Source organism: Bartonella sp. MR90HLJMH (assembly GCF_042194115.1).
GTDB lineage: Bacteria > Pseudomonadota > Alphaproteobacteria > Rhizobiales > Rhizobiaceae > Bartonella > Bartonella grahamii.
This window is the reverse complement of the sequence record NZ_JBHIMM010000003.1, coordinates 191,095-205,937: the sequence shown is the minus strand read 5'-3', so window position 1 is coordinate 205,937 and position 14,843 is coordinate 191,095. Positions and strand designations below refer to the sequence as shown.

The following is a 14,843-nucleotide window of genomic DNA, read 5'->3' as shown; positions in this document are numbered from 1 at the left end:
GGGATACATTTTGTATAAAGAGCTTTAACTGCAGATTTGAAATTATACCACACTTTATCATGGCGCTTCGGTATTTTTTATACAGGTAAAATTTATCTATTTGGTTTTAGTAGGTATTCGTGAAAATTTACTTTTTGTTCAAGTTTTTAAAGAATTGGTTTTTCTATTGTAATTCTACAATCCAATATTATCAACGATTGTGTTGAAGACTTTAAAAGATTATCTCTCTATATAATGGGGAGCAAGTCCGCTTGAGATGATAGGCAATCATGATAGATATTAAAGCAGTGAATTTTTTATAAGACTCAAGACAATATATAAAAGCTATATAAAAGCTGTAATGTGAACAACAGGGCGGTTGCATCATTTTCGATTAAGAGTGTTGCAAAAATCTGATTGATTTGGCTACATGTTGATTTAAAATAAATAAACGAGCAATTTAAAGATTTTTAGTTAATTAGGACTACCATCTTTGTCCATTTATGCGTAAAAGCACAGGGAAAGTAACTTTTTTCAAGGTATGATATATGTCGTATGATAGTTTTATTGCTGAAGTGAATGCAGAATTTCGTCAGGAAAAGGCGCTTGCTTTTTGGAGGCGGTATGGTTTTTCAATTATTGGAGCAGCTATTCTTTTTATACTCATGATAGTTGCTTATCAAATTTACCATCATCAGCAAATAAAGAAAGCCGGTTATATTGGTGATGCATTTGTAAAAAGTCTTGATTTTGCGGATACACGTCATTTTGATAAAGCGATAAAGCAATTAGAAACTGTTAAAACCTCTCATTTTGGGGGGTATCCTTTTCTTGCTCGTTTACGTGAGGCTTCTTTACTCATGGAGAAGGGTGACATTATTAAGTCAGTGGAGATTTTTGATTCTGTTGCAGCGGATGAGAAAGCACCAGAGATTTTGCAGAAAGTTGCAAAAATTCGGGCGGCTTATATCCTAGTTGATACAGGGACATTAGCTGATGTTGAAAAGCGTATCAAAGATATGACAAGTGATACCGATCCTATGCATATGTCTGCAAGAGAGGCTTTAGGTTTAGCTGCTTATAAGGCGGATAAAATGGATGAGGCGGTTTATTATTTTAAGAAAATTTCTGAAAAAGGTGCTTTGGGTTCAAAAATAACAGATCGGGCTCGAATAATGCTTGAGCTGATACAAGCTGAGGGCAAGGCAAATAAGGAATAAATCGATGAGCCTTACCATTGCTATCGTTGGTCGTCCCAATGTTGGGAAGTCAACACTATTTAATCGTTTGGTTGGGCAAAAATTGGCTTTGGTTGATGATAAGCCTGGTGTAACACGTGATCGACGTATTCATGCGGCAAAACTTCAAGATCTACGTTTTGATGTGATTGATACGGCTGGGCTGGAAGAAGCAGGTGATCATACACTTGAGGGGCGTATGCGTTCTCATACAAAAGCTGCGATTGATGAAGCGGATCTTATTTTATTTGTATTTGATGCAAAGAGCGGGATAACACCAAGTGATTTAAATTTTGCTTCATTGGTTCGCAAATCAGGAAAGCCAATTGTGCTTGTTGCTAATAAGTCTGAGTCAAGAGCGGCAACAGGAGGAGAGTATGAGGCGTGGTCATTAGGTTTGGGGGAGCCGTGCCTAATATCGGCTGAACATGGTTTGGGACTTAGTGATCTGCGTGATGCAATTATAGATGCTGTGGGGTCAGAGCATGCTTTTGGCAACAACAAAGAAGAAGATATTACGATACAGCTTGCATCTGTTGGTGATGATGTAAACGATTTGGAAGAAGAAGAGCTTATTTACGATGAAAGTAAGCCCATTAGGATTGCAATTGCAGGGCGTCCCAATACAGGAAAATCCACTCTTATCAATAGTATGTTGAAACAAGAGCGCTTGTTAACAGGACCAGAAGCAGGACTTACGCGTGATTCTATTTCTGTAGATTGGGAATGGCGTGGTCGTCATATTAAACTTTTTGATACTGCAGGTTTACGTCGAAAATCGAAAATTCAAGAAAAATTAGAAAAACTATCTGTTGCAGATACTTTACGTGCTATTCGTTTTGCAGAAGTGGTGGTCATTGTTTTTGATGCAACGATACCTTTTGAAAAGCAAGATTTACAAATTGCTGATCTTGTGATTCGTGAAGGGCGTGTTCCAGTTATTGCTTTCAATAAGTGGGACCTTATTGAAAATAGTCAGACCACATTGATTGATTTGCATGAAAAATGTGCGCGATTTCTTCCTCAAGTTCGTGGTTTGAGAGCTGTTCCTTTATCAGGACAATATGGTCAAGGGATTGATAAACTGATGGAAAATGTCATGATGATGCACCGTGTATGGAATCGTCGCATTTCGACGGCTAAATTGAACCAATGGCTTGGAACTGTTGTTGCACATCATCCACCTCCTGCGGTTTCTGGACGTCGACTTAAGGTTAAATACATCACACAGGTTAAGACACGTCCTCCTGGATTTATGATTTCTTGCTCGCGCCCCAAAAGTATGCCACAGTCGTATTTGCGCTATCTTGTCAATGGGTTACGTGAAACATTTGATATGTCTGGTATACCCGTTCGCATATCATTACGAGCCTCTGATAATCCTTTTGCGACACGTTCCAAAAAGAAATGATAACTCTTTAATTTTTTTAAGTGATGAAATCTATACTTAAGAATCTTAAAAATAAGTTTTTTCAATGATCGTTCTTTTCATAAAAGAAAAAATTTTTATTTGCTAAAGTTTTAATTTTATTGATAATCATTTACCATGAGCGCTATTGAATAGAGTTCTCTCATCTTGATAAAGATCATTTATTTGCATGTTATGAGAAGAGTTTAATAGGGAGTATTTAAGAAAGAGTACATCATCCTCTTAATGGGTTATTTAAATGCAAGAATAGATGCAAATATGAGGGTAGGGAAATACAATTATGATGCTCGTTTGAAAAGAAGCATTAAATTATCGTTTTATAAAAATAAAGATTATGAATAAGCGCTTTTGCTTACGATAGTTTGTCTAAATAAAAAGCAAAAATATTTGCTGAATCTACCGATATTCAATTGTAAAGGGCGAAATTCAAAAAAGTGGATTAAAATTGTATAAAGTAGTATGGTGATTTTATTTAAATTTTATTGTGTTCTATTGGCTTGACCTATTTGAAATTTTAGATTTATCGTATTTAAAGGAACCTCTCTTAATACCCTCAAGCTCATTGAGTGATGGGTTCTGTGATGGCATATGTAAAATACTTTGCGAATAGGATCATATAAAAACCATTGATCATTTTCATAAAATAAAAAGTGCAAGTTTATTTGAATAAAAGGAACAAAACAACGCTCTCATACTGTTTTTAGCTTTCTATGTTCTCTTTCAAAACTAGAATTGATATAACATTGGGAGCTGGAAAATAAGATGGTATCAGTTTACACCTTTTGTTAAGCGTAAAAGTGGCTGTTCTATGAGTTTTATATCATTCACGGGAACTTTTCGTTATACATTCACGGGTGCTGTCGTGAAATCGGTTTAGGTGCTCAGAATATCTTTTTAAGAAAGATGTAAATTAAAAAATACGTTATTTATACAATAAAATTTATACGATAATTTGTGATAGATTTCTTTTAGTATCTTGACGAATAAATTCGGGAACAATATGATGCACACGGTTTTATGAAATGCATTCTTACTTTGCTTTTTAATTAAGGAGCCAATGATGGCGATGGGCGAGAAACCCGTTATAAGCCGTAAGGAGGCTGAAGAGGAAAAGCAAGGAGAGTGTCTTCATTCAGAGGATTTGGAATGTCGTAGTAGGAACTTAAGCGTAGCTTTAGTGCGCAAGCGGGCATTAAAGAAGCGGGAGCATAAGAATAAGCGAGAAAAATCACAAGGAGGGATGGCAAATGCAATTAAGCTTTCCAGTGAGTTTCTGGCGAGTGTTATAGTTGGTGTTATTTTAGGGTTAGGGTTTGATAAGTTAGCAGGTTCGTATCCTTGGGGATTGGTATTTTTTCTCTTCTTTGGATTTGCTGCTGGTGTAGTGAGTATTCTTCGGTTTGTGGGGTATGTTTCCTCCAGTCAATTAGGAAAAAAAGGCGTATTGCGCCAAGATAAACAAGATAAAGGGGCCAATGAGAGGTCCGATAAATGAGGTTGAAGTGACAGCGCACGCTCCAGATCCTATTCATCAGTTTGAGGTTTCAAGGCTGATTAAGATTTCCATAGGAAATATGGATTTATCGTTTACAAATGTATCATTGTTTACAGTTCTCACGGTTGTTATAACTTCTATTTTTCTCTTCATTTCATCATCAAGTCGTGGATTGGTTCCAACGCGGATGCAGTCTCTTTCGGAAATGGCATATGAGTTTGTAGCATCGACTCTGCGGGAATCATCTGGTGTACAGGGAATGCAGTTTTTTCCTTTAGTTTTTTCTCTGTTTACTTTTATTTTGGTTGCTAACTTTATTGGTCTTTTTCCTTATTTTTATACGGTTACATCGCAGATCATGATCACGTTTTCGTTAGCAATGGTGGTAATTTTGACGGTGATTGGTTATGGCTTTTATAAGCATGGGGTCAGTTTTTTGAAACTGTTCGTTCCCAGTGGAGTTCCTGTTGTGGTTTTGCCTCTGGTGACAATGATTGAGGTTATTTCTTTTCTCTCCCGTCCAATTAGTCTTTCTCTTCGTCTTTTTGCGAATATGCTTGCTGGTCATATTACGCTCAAAGTGTTTTCTGGGTTTGTTGTTTCAATGATTGGGGTAGGACTCGTAGGTGTGGGTGGTTCGGTTTTACCGCTTATTATGACTGTAGCGATTACTGCTCTTGAGTTTTTGGTCGCATTTCTTCAGGCTTACGTCTTTACGGTTTTAACTTGTATGTATCTTAATGATGCAATTCATCCAGGACATTAATAGAACTGGCGGTTTTCCGTCGAATAATGCAATTTCGCTTTAAAGGAGAATAACATGGAAATGGTGCTTGCAGCAAAATATATTGGCGCTGGTCTTGCTTGCTTTGGTATGGCTGGAACAGCTTTAGGACTTGGTAATATTTTTGGTAGCTATCTTTCTGGTGCATTACGAAATCCATCAGCAGCGGATAGTCAGTTTGGACGTCTTGTCTTTGGTTTTGCTGTAACAGAAGCTTTGGGAATTTTTTCACTGCTCATTGCTTTACTACTTCTTTTTGGGGTTTAATCATCATCAAAAGGGTATATCTGTTCTTGCATGAGGAAAGATTTACCCTTTTAGCTCTTAACCAGAGAGATGTCAGTCAGTTATCATCGGTTATAGAGGGCTTTAATAAGCTATTTAAAGGATGAAAGAAGATGTTTGTTTCAAGCGCTTATGCACAGAACACTGAAACGTCGATAGAACATATTAAAAAGGTGGCAGAACATGCAAATCGCGTGTTTCCGCCTTTTGATTTTGTACATTTTGGTTCGCATTTTTTCTGGTTGGCGATTTCTTTCGGACTTTTTTATCTTTTTATCTCTCGTGTAATTGTACCACGTATTGGTGGTGTTATTGAAACGCGGCGAGATCGAATCGCATCTGATTTAGATCAGGCAATGCGCATGAAGCAGGAAGCAGACATTGTTGTTGAAACTTATGAGCGGAAATTAGCAGAAGCGCGTTTGAAAGCGCATGCTATAGCGCAGGTAGCTAGTGAAGAATTAAAAGAAAAAGCAGAGCTTGAACGGAAAGAAATTGAAGAGAGTTTAGAAAAAAAACTCGCAGATGCTGAAAAACAGATAGCAAAAATTCGGGATAAGGCGATGCAAAATGTTGGTTCTATCGCTGAAGAAGTGGCTCTTGAAATTGTGAAAAAATTGATTGACGTTGATATCAGCAAAGAGGCTGTTCGTTCAGTTGTTAAAACAGCGGATTATTGAGGAAGACAAAAATGACTGATACTTTTTGGGCATTTGTTGGGTTAGTTCTTTTTTTAGCTCTTTTAGTCTATTTCCAAATTCCACAGAGGGTTATACACCATCTTGATGCGCGCGCGAAGCGTATCAAAGATGAGCTGGATGAGGCTCTGCGTCTTCGTGAAGAGGCACAGGAAATATTGGCTGAATATCAACGCAAACATGCAGAAGCAGAAAAAGATGCGCAAGAAATTATTGCAGCAGCAAAACATGAAGTTGAATCTGTTATTGCTGAGGCTCGTACAAAAGCAGAAGAATATGTAAAAAACCGCAATAAATTGGCAGAGCAAAAAATTGCTCAAGCAGAAGCGGATGCGATACGCATGGTTTCTTCATCGGCTATTGATTTGGCAATTTCTACAGCACGTATCCTTATTGCAAAGGAATTAGATTCTGACAAGGCAGACGAACTTATTAAAGAGTCTCTTGAGAAAGAATCATTTATCAAAATGAAAACATATCTTAATTAATGATATTTGAGAGATAAAAAATGTCCTCTTTGGTTGCATAATTTTCTCAAGATTCATTAATAAAAGTCATAAAAAAATTTATCTTCATTATTTTTATCAATTAATAGGACATTTTGATTCTAAATGACAAGTTTTGAAAAGTCCGCAACCGATTGTGTAATAATGTGAATACGTTTGAGAAGAGCAAAACGGTTAGCACGAACATCAGGTTTTTTATCATTCACCAATACCTTTTCGAAAAATATATCAATCAATTTTCCAAGTGGCGCTAGCACACTGAGTACAAATGATAAATTTGTCGCATTGATGGGAGCAAGAACCTGTTTTTCTACTTCACAAATTGCATGATAGAGCTGCTTTTCTTCTTTCTCGACAAAGAGCTCAGGATTAATTTCATTCACTATTGTTGTGCTTTTTTGAAATTCATTTTCAAGAATATTGGCAGTACGTTTTACAGAGGCTACAAAGTTCATTCCATCATGGGTATTGATAAAAGCGATAAGCGATTCGACACGACGTGCAACCAATAAAAAATCATCAGAATCTTTATTTAAAACGGCTTCAAGGGCATCGTAACGAGCACCTTCCTCTTTTAGATAGATTTTCAAACGGTCATGAAAAAAGAATAACAGGTCTGATAAAATATATTCTGTTTTTTCTGGAAGCAGATTCAGCAATTGTGAATTTTCTCTTTGAGAGATTTCATATTTATTTTTTTTTTGTAAGAAAAGATTCATTGCTAACTGAAACAGTGGCATAAGATTGATTTTCCAATCTCGCGAAAGTACAAGCCTAATAACTCCCAGTGCTGCTCGTCTTAACGCATAGGGATCTTTTGAGCCCGTTGGTTTTTCATTAATGAGCCAAAAGCCAACGAGCATGTCAATTTTGTCGGCGAGCATAACGGTTATAGCAAGCGGTTCTTGTGGAAGACGATCTGTTGGTCCTTGAGGTTTATAATGGTCCTCAATTGCTACAGCTACGCGAGGATCTTCCCCTTGAAGAAGGGCATATTTTTGCCCCATAACCCCTTGTAGTTCAGGAAACTCTCCGACAATTTCTGTTTGCAAATCAGCTTTTGCAAGGATTGCTGCACGTTTTGCTAAAAGAGGATCTGTCTGTATCAAAGGTGAAATTTCTTGTGCGAGTGTAGCAATGCGTTCTACTCTTGCACCTTGCGTACCTAATTTAGCATGAAAAGTTACATTCAAATGATCAAGTCGCGCCATTCTTTGATCGAGAGGTTTTTTTATATCAAGATCAAATTTTTTTATAGAAGATTCTAATTGTTGAATATCAGGCAAATCACGCTGATCGGTTTGCCAAAAATAAAGTGCATCAGAAAGACGGGCACGGACAACCTTACTATTTCCTTTTGAAATTTCTTTGCCTTCATCATTTGAAAGAATATTAGAAACGAGAATAAAATGATGAGAAAGTTTTACTTTTTCTCCTTGTTTACGGGTAACAAAACATTTTTGATTAGCTCGAATGGTCAAGCGAATAATTTCTGGAGGAATATCAAGGAATGATTGGTCAAAATCACCCATCAGGATAACAGGCCATTCAACAAGACCAGCAACTTCTTCTAGGAGGGGATTGTCTTGAACTAGTTCTAAACCGTTGGCAAAGCAGAGATTTTGGGCATCAGCTAAAATAATATTCTTTCGTCTCTCGGCATCCAGAATGACTTTATGGGTTTCAAGTTGAGTAACATAATCATCAAAGCGGCGCACTTGAAATGGCTTTCCATCACTTAAGAAACGATGACCATAAGTTAAATTATTGCTTTTAAGAGAACCAATTGTAAACGGAATAACATGTGTTTCACCAATTTCTGGTCCGAAGACGCAAAGAATGTTTTGTAAGGGTCGAATCCACTTCAGAGCACCACTTTGTGCTGAATCTTTTCCCCAACGCATAGATTTCGGCCACGGAAAGTTGCGGATAATATTCGGTAAAATATCGGCAATAATTTCTTCTGCAGCTCGACCTTTTTTAACAATTTTAGCAATATAAAAATGACCTTTTTTATCATCATGTCCAATATGTGCTTCAGAAATATCGTTTAATCCTGTTGCACGTAGAAAACCATCAATTACATGCTGTGGTGATTTTATACTAGGACCTCTTCGTTCTTCATGGATATCTTTTGAGCGTATGGAAAGTCCGCGTATGTCCAATGTTAGCCGACGAGGTGTCCAATATTCACGAGCAGCTTCATAGATCAATCCAGCATTCACAAGTTGATCTGTAACAGATTTTTTGAGATCAGCAGCAGCTTTTCGTTGCATACGTGCGGGGATTTCTTCACTGAAAAGTTCAAGAAGAAGATCAGACATTAGGCTTCTCCAGTATATATTTGTCCAGCTTCTGTGAGTAAGAAGGCTTCCCCACAACGGCGCGCGAGATCACGAACGCGAAGAATGTAATTTTGTCGTTCGGTTACAGAAATAACGCCACGTGCTTGCAAAAGATTAAAGATATGGCTCGCTTTAATACATTGATCATAGGCAGGAAAAACACAGCGATGTAATATATTTTCTTTATTTGGTTTTCCAGCATCAAGAAGTGCCCTGCATTCGCGTTCTGCATCGATAAAATGCTGATGTAGCAATTTTGTATCAGCAAATTCGAAGTTGTAATATGAGTATTCCTGTTCTGCCTGTAAAAAAATATCTCTATAACTTATTTTGTTTTCTCCCTCCAAACCATTAAAGTTAAGGTCATAGACGTTATCAACCCCTTGGATATACATCGCTAGACGCTCAAGACCGTATGTGAGTTCCCCTGAAACTGGAGCGCATTCAATGCCACAAACTTGTTGAAAATAAGTAAATTGAGAGACTTCCATCCCATCGCACCAGCATTCCCATCCAAGCCCCCAAGCACCAAGGGTGGGACTTTCCCAATCATCTTCAACAAAGCGAATATCATGCAGTTTTGTATCAAGTCCGATAGCTTGTAGCGACTTTATGTAAAGTTCTTGTAGATTGAGCGGAGAGGGTTTGAGAAGTACTTGGAATTGATAATAGTGTTGTAAACGATTTGGATTCTTACCATATCGTCCATCTGTTGGACGTCTGGAGGGTTGGACATAAGCAACTTTCCAAGGGCGTGGACCTAGGGAGCGTAATGTTGTTGCTGGATGAAAAGTCCCAGCTCCGACTTCCATATCGTAAGGTTGCAAAATTGCACATCCATAGTGTGCCCAATAATTTTGCAAAGTTAAGATTAGTCCCTGAAAAGAACGTTTAGGGTTAAGATGTTCAGGCAGTTTCACGCTTTATACTCTTTATATTGGACTAAACAAAAAACCAAAGTAATTTTAGTTTCTCTGTTTATTATTTCATGTGGTTTATGGTTAAGCATCGTTTATTGCAAACCAAATTTCAACTTTTCTTGAATTTGTTCAGAATTTTCTGGTTTTCCGTCAATTGCGTGGTTCCATTGAAAGATTGCTTCACGTTTACGTCCAACTTTCCAATAGGCATCACCTAAATGATCATTCAGTGTTGGGTCCTCAGGTTGTAATCTGACAGCATTTTCTAATATTTGCACTGCTTTATTATATTCTTTTAGTTTATAATAAGCCCACCCTAAAGAATCGAGAATATGACTGTTGTGAGTTTGCAAAGCGGAAGCTTTTTGCAGCATACGGAGCGATTCTTCAAGCTTCTCACCACGTTCTACAAGGGAATAGGCTAAATAATTAAGAACCTGCGGCTGGTTTGGAAAAAATTCAAGCGATTTTCTCAAATCAATTTCTGCTTTTGGCCATTGCTTTAAACGTTCAAAAGCAATACCACGCTGATAAAAGAGTTTCCAATCGTCCTGCTGAAAGTTTTTTATCTGGGCAATAGCGGTGTCTAGAGTTTTAATGGCCTCAAGAAATTTATTGTCCTGCATATAAAAAGCAACGAGCGTTATCAAAATATTACGATCATTGGGAAATTTTTCATTTAACAATGTGAGTAATTTTATTGCTTCTTTGTAATTATTGTTATTGGCAAGAAGGAATGCAAGATGAAGTTGTCCATCTTTATAATAAGGAGATTTAGGGGATAAAGCGCGATAAAGTTTAATTGCTTTATGAGGATCACTCAATTTAGCAGAAATGTGTGCGAGCTGAAACAGTGTTGCGTCATTTTGAGGGTATAAGGCGAAAGATAATTGCTTAAAAATACGTGCAATTCGCCCTGAGTTTTTGTGGTTGAGGGCTGTTCCAAAATTATATAGTACCTCGGCTGCTCCTTGTTGAGGTGTTTTAATAACTCTCTCTAAGAAAGAGTTTTTTTCAATTTTTTCTCGAAAGTTTTTAAGGACTTCTCGACCTGACAACATTTGTTCGCCATGTTGGATTGTTTGAAGAGCTTGGTTACGCATATTATGGCGCAATTGGAATGAGGCATAGGCTATGATAATACGTTCATAGGTATTAGGAGCGATAAGAGTCCCCTGTTTGTTACTAAGTGCTTTAATGAAATATTTTTTTGCATCCTTTGGCTGTTCTGCAAGGTCGCTCATAAGTGCTAGATGATAAGATATAAAAAGGTCATACCAGACAGGACCTTTGAGTTTCTTAAGATCAGCGATTGCTTGAGATTTTTGTCCAGATCCAAATTTAATCCAAGCACCGATGAGTTCAGGTATTGGATTATTGGATTTCGGAGGTTCTTTTGATTGTAGAAGAAAATTGGCATTCTTATAGTCTTTTTTGATGAGACTTTCTACTGACAAAGTTAAGGAAACAAAGGGAGTTATAACATCTTGCTCTTTGAGTTTTTGGGCTTGTTGGACAGCTTCTTTAAAGTTTCCGACCGAGAGCATAGCTTCAAGGAGCTCTTTTTGTGTTTCAATGTTATCAGGTTGATAAACGAGTGCTTGTTTAAAGTAATTGATAGCAAGTTCTGTTTTATTTTCATGATTTGCAACCCTTCCAGCTAAATAAGCACCTGTAAATGAGCTTGTATGAATTGCGGTGCTTATTTTACTGTAGGTGGGGAATGGCATCAGCATGATACCCACGATAAAGAGGGTAAAAATTCGGGATACCGTTGCAGAGCACATGGAGCTAATCCTTTTCAAGATAATCAATCGATGGTGTTGTTTATAGATCATATCTCATTACTTTATTGAGAAATACTGCGATTCTTGCAAAGAATTCAGTTTACGCGCGCAATACAAAATTCAACAGTCTCAACGAGAGCATTGTAAGCAAGATTTTCGTTCATGGGAATAAGAGCATCAATTGCATGTTTTCCGTAGATGCGTGCTTGTTCTATTGTATCTGTGATACTATCATACTTTTCTATTAAGTGTTGCGCGTATGCGAAGGCTTCATTATTGTTATTGCCATCTTCAAGTGCTTGTTTCCAGAAATTTTTTTCTACTATATTTCCACGTTCATATGCGATAATAACAGGCATTGTTATTTTTCCTTCTCTAAAATCATCCCCTATATTTTTTCCTAAGTTTTGAGCACTACCGCTATAGTCAAGTGCATCATCAATCAATTGGAAAGCTAAACCTAAAGATGTTCCATATTCACGTAATGAAGAACGCTCTTTATGTCCATAGCCAGCAACAATCGGTCCTACTTCAGCGGCTGCTGAAAAAAGTGCGGCTGTTTTGGCATTGATGATTTTGAGATAGTCTGAAGGGCTGGTTTTGATATTTTTTGCAGCAGAAAGTTGCATAACTTCTCCTTCAGCAATAATTGCAGCAGCGTTCGCTAAGACAGAGAGCGCTTCTATGGAACCGACATCGACCATCATTTTAAAAGCCTGACCCAACAGAAAATCACCAACAAGTACGCTTGCTTGATTCCCCCAAATCATCCGTGCCGTGGATTTTCCACGTCGCAAATTACTTTCATCAATCACATCATCGTGTAGTAATGTTGCTGTATGCATAAATTCAACAGCTGTTGCGAGTTTTATATGCCCGTCACTTTGATAACCGAACATATGAGCAGAAGCGAGCGTAATCATTGGGCGTAATCGCTTTCCACCTGATGAAATAAGATGGTTGGAAATTTCAGGGATCATCTCAACCTCTGATTCTGCCATAGAGAGAATAAATTGATTTACGCGCTCCATATCTTTTTGAGTAAGATTGACAAGAGATTGAAGAGAAATTTGATTATTTCTTATTTGTTCTGGTTTGATAGCTGCGCTCAATGTGTTTACTCCTAGAGTATTGCAATGGACATATATAAAATTTACTTTATTTACTAGCATAAAGGGGGTTTGTGTTTGACTCAAGCTTTTGATGGCGCTTTGAAGTGTAAGCTTGGAATGTTATTGGCAATAAATGTTCTTTAGCGAGTGTAATCTTGTTGTTATGAAATAATAAAAAAATTTAAAATAGCAGCTGAATGGCAAAAATGCAGTTTATAAAGGTGAACATTAGGCTTTTAAATGGATAAAACAACGAATCAGAGTGGTGAAACAATTGATAGTTTTCACCGCGGGAAATTTTATTTGGTTCAACCCCATAAATATGGTCATCGTTCTGGAATGGATGCGATGTTATTAGCTAGTTTGGTTCCAAGTAATTTAAAGGGCAAGGTTGTTGATTTAGGTGCAGGTGCTGGAGCTGCAGGGTTGGCTGTTGCTTCGCGTTGTTTGAAAGTTCATGTTACCTTAGTTGAACGTTCAGCTTTTATGGTATCTTACGCTCAAAAAACGCTTATGCTAAAACAAAATGAACAATTTGCTAGCCGAGTTTGTTTGCTAGAAGCAGATGTTACCTTCAAAGGGAATGCCCGTATAAAAGCAGGTTTGATAGATAATAGCTTTGATTTTGCGATTATGAATCCACCTTTTAATAATCCTACTGATCGCAAGACACCTGATAAACAAAAATCTGAAGCACATGTTATGTCTGAAGCGATGTTTGATAACTGGTTGCGGAGTGCAGCGGCCATTGTTAAGCCAGGTGGATACTTAGGGCTCATTGCACGTCCACAATCGCTGACAGATATCTTGCGTGCTTTAGAAGGGCGTTTTGGTGATATTTGTATAATTCCTGTGCATGCACGTGCGAAAACAGCTGCAATTCGTCTTTTATTTTACGCAAAACGAGGAAGCAGAGCAGCTTTATCTATTTTACCGGCATTGGTTATACATGAAGGTAATGACCATACTTTTTCACCCCAAGTTGATGCAATTAATAATGGATATATAAGCTTGTGGGAACTTTTCTAATAGTATCTTGTGTTTTTTAGTTTATTATTTAAAGTCGAAACTTTGTTGTTAGGGAGGTTTGACTTTGGGTGAAATTATATTTCTGCTTGTAATGTGGGGATTGATTGGCGCTTTTGGATATTATCGCGTTCTTCCTCTTTGTTGTCCTTTCCTATTTAATTGTTCTTAATTTATAAGGAGATTTTGTTTTGATGGATTTTATTAAAAGTTTTATTCCACGTCGTTTTTCTTCCGATAAACTTGAAATTCCTGTGGTGCGCCTTCAAGGAGCAATTATGGATTCATCAGCGTCTATATCTCGTACCCTTTCCCTCAGTAGGTGTGCAAATCTTTTAGAGAAGGCTTTCGCACACAAAAAGTCACCGGCTGTTGCACTTATTATTAATTCTCCTGGTGGTTCACCTGTACAATCGCGTTTTATCTTCAAGCGTATTCGTGACTTGGCAGAAGAAAAAAATAAAAAGGTTCTTGTGTTTATTGAAGATATTGCAGCATCCGGTGGTTATATGATTGCTTGTGCGGGGGATGAAATTTTTGCAGATCCTTCTTCAATTGTTGGTTCCATTGGAGTGGTTTCAGCTTCCTTTGGTTTTCCGGAACTTTTGAAGAAAATTGGTATCGAACGGCGTGTATACACAGCAGGAAAGAACAAAGTTACATTAGATCCATTTCAGCCAGAAAAAAAGGCGGATATCGAGCATTTGAAATCTCTCCAACTTGAAGTGCATCAAACTTTTATCGATTTGGTTAAAGAACGCCGTGCTGAAAAATTATCAAATGATTCGAATCTCTTTACAGGAATGTTTTGGAGTGGAAAACAAAGCGTTGAGCTTGGTCTGGTTGATGGATTGAATGATGTACGTTCTGTTATTAAGGAGCGCTTTGGTAATGATGCAAAACTTCGACTTATTATGCCTCCAAAAAGTTTCTTAGGACCTAAAACGCCTTCAGGAGTGACGGCACATACGGTTTATACAGTCGTTGACAGTGCATTGATGGCAGCAGAAGAGCGAGCACTTTGGCAGCGTTATGGTTTGTAATGGAAAGGATTATTCAAGCCAGAGGGATTGTTATCTAAAAACAGATTCTAGAAGAAAAAAGGCTTGAAATGATACGAATGAGAACATGTCGTTTATTTTGTATGAGTGCTCTTTATATTTATTGTTTGTTTAGAAAACGATTAAGAATATTCCAAGCTGTTTATAGGGTTTGTGCTAATAAAAGTATGGATAAAAG

At 37.5% G+C, this 14,843-nt stretch carries 13 protein-coding genes; 9 read left to right on the top strand and 4 right to left on the bottom strand.

Features of this window, described 5'->3' with window-relative positions; translation table 11 throughout:
* Positions 1-527: 527 nt before the first annotated feature.
* The 7 genes from ACFIJ9_RS03385 (at position 528) to ACFIJ9_RS03355 (ending at position 6,396) form a co-directional block, all read left to right on the top strand.
* Entirely contained in the window at positions 528-1,199 is a 672-nt protein-coding gene (locus ACFIJ9_RS03385; protein ID WP_012754797.1) for a tetratricopeptide repeat protein, read from the top strand.
* Between the two features lie 4 nt (positions 1,200-1,203).
* Positions 1,204-2,628 carry a ribosome biogenesis GTPase Der gene (der, locus tag ACFIJ9_RS03380; protein ID WP_375635791.1) on the top strand — a complete coding sequence of 475 codons (1,425 nt, stop codon included), beginning with the start codon at positions 1,204-1,206 and terminating at the stop codon, positions 2,626-2,628.
* Positions 2,629-3,706: 1,078 nt separating this feature from the next.
* Positions 3,707-4,141, top strand: a complete 435-nt coding sequence (locus ACFIJ9_RS03375; RefSeq protein WP_375635790.1) for an AtpZ/AtpI family protein — start codon at positions 3,707-3,709, stop codon at positions 4,139-4,141.
* Positions 4,142-4,148: 7 nt separating this feature from the next.
* Complete coding sequence (locus ACFIJ9_RS03370; protein ID WP_375635839.1) at positions 4,149-4,907, top strand: F0F1 ATP synthase subunit A; 759 nt, start codon at positions 4,149-4,151, stop codon at positions 4,905-4,907.
* 54 nt (positions 4,908-4,961) lie between these two features.
* Entirely contained in the window at positions 4,962-5,192 is a 231-nt protein-coding gene (locus ACFIJ9_RS03365) for a F0F1 ATP synthase subunit C (protein ID WP_005773968.1), read from the top strand.
* Positions 5,193-5,323: 131 nt separating this feature from the next.
* Positions 5,324-5,890, top strand: coding sequence for a F0F1 ATP synthase subunit B (locus tag ACFIJ9_RS03360; RefSeq protein WP_012754801.1), 567 nt, complete (start codon positions 5,324-5,326; stop codon positions 5,888-5,890).
* A gap of 11 nt (positions 5,891-5,901) precedes the next feature.
* Positions 5,902-6,396, top strand: a complete 495-nt coding sequence (locus tag ACFIJ9_RS03355; protein WP_375635789.1) for a F0F1 ATP synthase subunit B — start codon at positions 5,902-5,904, stop codon at positions 6,394-6,396.
* 119 nt (positions 6,397-6,515) lie between these two features.
* On the opposite strand, the gene glyS is transcribed toward ACFIJ9_RS03355, so the two are convergent.
* The 4 genes from glyS to ACFIJ9_RS03335 form a co-directional block, all read right to left on the bottom strand.
* On the bottom strand, positions 6,516-8,738 hold the full coding sequence (glyS, locus tag ACFIJ9_RS03350) for a glycine--tRNA ligase subunit beta (protein WP_375635788.1): 2,223 nt from the start codon (positions 8,736-8,738) through the stop codon (positions 6,516-6,518).
* Positions 8,738-9,679, bottom strand: a complete 942-nt coding sequence (locus ACFIJ9_RS03345) for a glycine--tRNA ligase subunit alpha (RefSeq protein ID WP_375635787.1) — start codon at positions 9,677-9,679, stop codon at positions 8,738-8,740. Before ACFIJ9_RS03345 ends, glyS begins: the two co-directional genes overlap by 1 nt.
* Before the next feature lie 92 nt (positions 9,680-9,771).
* Positions 9,772-11,466 carry a tetratricopeptide repeat protein gene (locus ACFIJ9_RS03340; protein ID WP_375635786.1) on the bottom strand — a complete coding sequence of 565 codons (1,695 nt, stop codon included), beginning with the start codon at positions 11,464-11,466 and terminating at the stop codon, positions 9,772-9,774.
* A gap of 95 nt (positions 11,467-11,561) precedes the next feature.
* Entirely contained in the window at positions 11,562-12,638 is a 1,077-nt protein-coding gene (locus tag ACFIJ9_RS03335; protein ID WP_375635785.1) for a polyprenyl synthetase family protein, read from the bottom strand.
* 180 nt (positions 12,639-12,818) lie between these two features.
* Here ACFIJ9_RS03335 and ACFIJ9_RS03330 point away from each other — a divergent pair, with 180 nt between their 5' ends.
* Positions 12,819-13,607, top strand: coding sequence for a tRNA1(Val) (adenine(37)-N6)-methyltransferase (locus ACFIJ9_RS03330; RefSeq protein ID WP_375635784.1), 789 nt, complete (start codon positions 12,819-12,821; stop codon positions 13,605-13,607).
* A gap of 191 nt (positions 13,608-13,798) precedes the next feature.
* A complete protein-coding gene (locus ACFIJ9_RS03325; protein ID WP_375635783.1) occupies positions 13,799-14,647 on the top strand; it encodes a S49 family peptidase in 849 nt (282 codons plus the stop codon).
* Positions 14,648-14,843 lie beyond the last annotated feature (196 nt).